Source organism: Pseudomonas sp. BF-R-30 (genome assembly GCF_019956175.1).
Lineage (GTDB): Bacteria > Pseudomonadota > Gammaproteobacteria > Pseudomonadales > Pseudomonadaceae > Aquipseudomonas > Aquipseudomonas jessenii.
In genome coordinates this window covers 1-4,040 of record NZ_JAHBDE010000062.1, presented here as the reverse complement: position 1 = coordinate 4,040, position 4,040 = coordinate 1, and the positions used below count along the sequence as shown (strand labels likewise).

General features: G+C 60.2%; 2 protein-coding genes and 1 pseudogene. 1 reads left to right on the top strand and 2 read right to left on the bottom strand.

All coding sequences use genetic code 11. From position 1 onward, the window contains the following. Nucleotides 1-594: 594 nt before the first annotated feature. Both KGB20_RS29380 and KGB20_RS29375 read right to left on the bottom strand, forming a co-directional pair. Nucleotides 595-1,323, bottom strand: coding sequence for a methyl-accepting chemotaxis protein (locus KGB20_RS29380; RefSeq protein WP_371317838.1), 729 nt, complete (start codon nucleotides 1,321-1,323; stop codon nucleotides 595-597). A gap of 129 nt (nucleotides 1,324-1,452) precedes the next feature. Then, nucleotides 1,453-2,541: pseudogene (locus tag KGB20_RS29375) on the bottom strand (cache domain-containing protein); the annotation flags it as partial. A gap of 446 nt (nucleotides 2,542-2,987) precedes the next feature. On the opposite strand from KGB20_RS29375, the gene KGB20_RS24425 reads away from it, so the two are divergent. Further along, complete coding sequence (locus tag KGB20_RS24425) at nucleotides 2,988-3,881, top strand: PA4780 family RIO1-like protein kinase (RefSeq protein ID WP_090452950.1); 894 nt, start codon at nucleotides 2,988-2,990, stop codon at nucleotides 3,879-3,881. The last annotated feature ends 159 nt before the right edge of the window (nucleotides 3,882-4,040 follow it).

Genomic DNA, 4,040 nt, shown 5'->3' with positions numbered 1-4,040 from the left:
GACTGCCATACCGCTTTCGCGAGCAAGCCCGCTCCCACAGATTTTGTGCCTGGCTCAGATTATGTGAGCGACACCGAAACCTTGTGGGAGCGAGCTTGCTCGCGATGGGGCCATCAGCTTCAACATCAATGTTGACTGCCATACCGCTTTCGCGAGCAAGCCCGCTCCCACAGATTTTGTGCCTGGCTCAGATTATGTGAGCGACACCGAAACCTTGTGGGAGCGAGCTTGCTCGCGATGGGGCCATCAGCTTCAACATCCATGTTGACTGCCATACCGCTTTCGCGAGCAAGCCCGCTCCCATAGGTTTTGTGCCTGGCTCAGATTATGTGAACGACACCGAAACCTTGTGGGAGCGAGCTTGCTCGCGATGGGGCCATCAGCTTCGACATCCATGTTGACTGCCATACCGCTTTCGCGAGCAAGCCCGCTCCCACAGATTTTGTGCCTGGCTCAGATTATGTGAGCGACACCGAAACCTTGTGGGAGCGAGCTTGCTCGCGATGGGGCCATCAGCGTCAAGATCAATGTTGACTGCCATACCGCTTTCGCGAGCAAGCTCGCTCCCACAGGGTTATGGGGTGTGCCGGTTGATCAGGTACGGAACCTGCGCACCAACCCGTCCAGTTCATTGGACAACCCGGCCAGGCTCTGGGAGTCCAGGCGGGCCGAGTTGGCCAGTTCCGCCACCAACTGCGCATCGCCATGGATCTGGCTGATGTGCCGGTTGATGTCTTCAGCCACCTGATGCTGTTGTTCCGCCGCCGTGGCGATTTGGGTGTTCATGTCGCGGATCACGTCCACCGATTCGCGGATCTGCCCGAAGCTGTTGCGCGCTTCGCCGATGCGCGTCACCGATTGCTGGGACACTTCCAGGCTGGCGTGCATCTGTTGGGTCACCTGGCTGGTGCGTTTGGCCAGGTTGCCCAGCAGCCCGTCGATTTCCGCCGTGGAGTCGGCCGTGCGCTTGGCCAGGGCCCGCACTTCGTCAGCCACCACGGCAAAGCCGCGTCCCTGTTCACCGGCCCGGGCCGCTTCGATCGCGGCGTTCAGCGCCAGCAGGTTGGTCTGTTCAGCGATCGAGCGGATGGTCCCCAGGATCGACTGGATGTCGTTGCTGTCGCGTTCGAGCTGTTGCATCGACTGGGCCGACTGTTCGATTTCCTGGCTCAGGCGATCCACGCTGTTCACCGCCGCATCGATCTGTTGCTGACCTTCGCGCGCCTGGCGCTGGCCACTGTCGGCAGACTCCGCCGCCTGGCTGCAAGAGCGCGCGACTTCGTTGGCGGTGGCGACCATTTCGTGGAACGCCGTGGAGACCATGTCCACCGCTTCACGCTGGCGTCCGGCGGCTTCGGCCATGTCGCTGGAGACCTGGGTCGAACTCTTGGACGTGGCGAGGATTTTGCCCGCCGCGCCACCGATGTTCTGGATCAGGTTGCGAATCGCAGTCAGGAACTGGTTGAACCAGTTGGCCAGTTGCGCGGTTTCATCGTTGCCACGGATTTGCAGGTTCTGGGTCAGGTCGCCTTCGCCCTGGGCGATGCCTTCCAGGCCGCTGGCCACGCTGCGGATCGGGCGCACGATGAGGCTGGCAAAACTGGCGCCGACGATGGCGAAGATGACGGCCAGGGCGGCGGCGATGATGGCGATCAACCAGGTCAACTGGGTCGCGGAGCTCATCACGTCGTCCTGTTTGATCAGGCCGATGAAGGTCCAGCCCAGTTGTTCAGACGGCCAGACGTTGGCCATGTAGTGCTCGCCGTTCAGCTCCACTTCCACCAGGCCCTTGCCGGCCTTGGCCAGTTGCGCGTAGCCGTCGCCAAGGGTGCTCAGCGGTTTGAAGTTGTGTTCCGGTTGTTTCGGGTCCACCAGGACCATGCCGGTGTTTTCCAGCAGCATCAGGTAGCCGGTTTCACCGAGCTTGATCTGTTTGACGATTTCGGTGAGCTGCTTGAGCGTCACGTCGATGCTGACCACGCCGCCGTTGGTGCCCAGCTTGTTGTCGATGGTGCGCACGGTGCTGACATAGGTCGCGTCATCCTGGGCCCAGTAGTAGGCCTCGGTGCGAAACGGCTTGCCCGGTTTGGCCTGGGCGGCCTTGTACCAGGGGCGCTGGCGCGGGTCGTAGTTATTCAGCTTAGGATCATCCGGCCACGACACATAGCCGCCCGCCGCCGTGCCGAGGATGGCATAGGCGTAGGCCGGGTGGCTGTTGCCCAGATCCTGGAGCAGGGCGAAGACTTTTTTGTCAGCCTCCCCCTGAGGGACGCTTTCGGCGTTGGCGGCCATGTAAGTCTTGAGGCTGTCGTCGGAGTTTCGGATCAGCGGCTGCTTGGCCAGGTAATCGACGTTCTGGCTGATGCCGTCAAAGAACAATTGCATGGCATTGCTGACCTGACGAATCTCGCGGGCACTGCCGTCGACGAATTCGTCCCTGGCATCACTGCGCAGGTTCAGCACAACGAGGGTGGCGACCAGCACCACGGGCAGGCAGGCGATGATTGCAAACGCCCAGGTCAACTTCTGTTTGATGTTCATCCGCGCTCCAGATTTTCTTGTAGGCCCACGCAGTGCAGATGACTCGCGGTTTTATTGGCAGCCGTAAACGTTCTTGGTCAACCCGGGTCCTTGAGTGCGGCATCGCTATTATTGGGGGAGCGATTGTCGGACAAATCACTTTGTCACTTAGGACTTCGGCTGTTATCGGAGGAAATTGAGGCCTGTTGGGAAAAATCCTACGGAAGGTATGAACTGTGGTGTCAGCTTCTGTCGCAATTGCCCTCAATGCCTCTGCACAACAAGTGAGGCAGGCTCGGCTATGATCTGGAACGACCATGGCGGTCGTCGGTTTTACCTGATGAGAACGGTACATTGTGTGCATCTGCAATGTTCATAAGTCGGCAACCCCTCCCCCCCGTGAGTGGATTGCCGTATAACGAATGACTTTCGCGTGTTTGGTAATAAAGGACCCACAATAAAAGCTGATGAAGACTCCAAAACGCATTGAACCCCTGATCGAGGACGGTCTGGTCGACGAGGTGCTGCGCCCACTCATGAGTGGTAAAGAAGCAGCTGTTTATGTGGTGCGCTGCGGCAACGAGTTGCGTTGCGCGAAGGTTTACAAGGAGGCGAATAAACGCAGTTTCCGTCAGGCGGCCGAGTACCAGGAAGGCCGCAAGGTGCGCAACAGCCGTCAGGCCCGTGCGATGGCCAAGGGCTCCAAGTTTGGCCGCAAGGAAACCGAGGACGCCTGGCAGAACGCCGAAGTGGCGGCGCTGTTCCGTCTGGCCAGTGCCGGTGTGCGGGTGCCCAAGCCGTTCGACTTCCTCGAAGGCGTGCTGCTCATGGAGCTGGTGGCCGACGAGTACGGCGATGCCGCGCCGCGCCTGAACGATGTGGTGCTGGAACCGGACCAGGCGCGCGAGTATCACGCGTTCCTGATTTCGCAGATCGTGCTGATGTTGTGTACCGGTCTGGTGCACGGCGACCTGTCGGAGTTCAACGTGCTGCTGACGCCGACCGGCCCGGTGATTATCGACCTGCCGCAAGCGGTGGATGCGGCTGGCAACAACCACGCGTTCAGCATGCTGGAGCGGGACGTGGGCAACATGGCGTCCTACTTCGGGCGGTTTGCACCGGAGTTGAAGAAGACCAAATACGCCAAGGAAATGTGGGCCTTGTACGAGGCTGGCACCTTGCACCCGGCCAGTGTCCTGACCGGCGAGTTCGCCGACACGGAAGAGCTGGCTGACGTGGGCGGAATCATGCGCGAGATCGAGGCCGCGCGCCTGGATGAAGAGCGCAGGCAAGCCGTACGCGCGGCGGACGATGCGCCGCCGGGCAAGACCGAAGAACCGCCTCCACCGTGGATGCAGTGATCGGTTAAAGAAAAACCCGGCTTCGGCCGGGTTTAATGAGATGGTCAGCCTGACCGAGAAGCCCTGCAGGTTTACGCTTGCAGGGCTTTTCTCGTTTTCGGCGGAGGATCTCTCATGAACACGATGACGCTTCTCGGTATCGACATTGGCAAACACAGT

Coding starts and splice junctions, on each gene's coding strand:
- KGB20_RS29380 (WP_371317838.1), bottom strand. CDS start 1,323: ATGGTCTCCACGGCGTTCCACGAAATGGTCGCCACCGCCAACGAAGTC.
- KGB20_RS24425 (WP_090452950.1), top strand. CDS start 2,988: ATGAAGACTCCAAAACGCATTGAACCCCTGATCGAGGACGGTCTGGTC.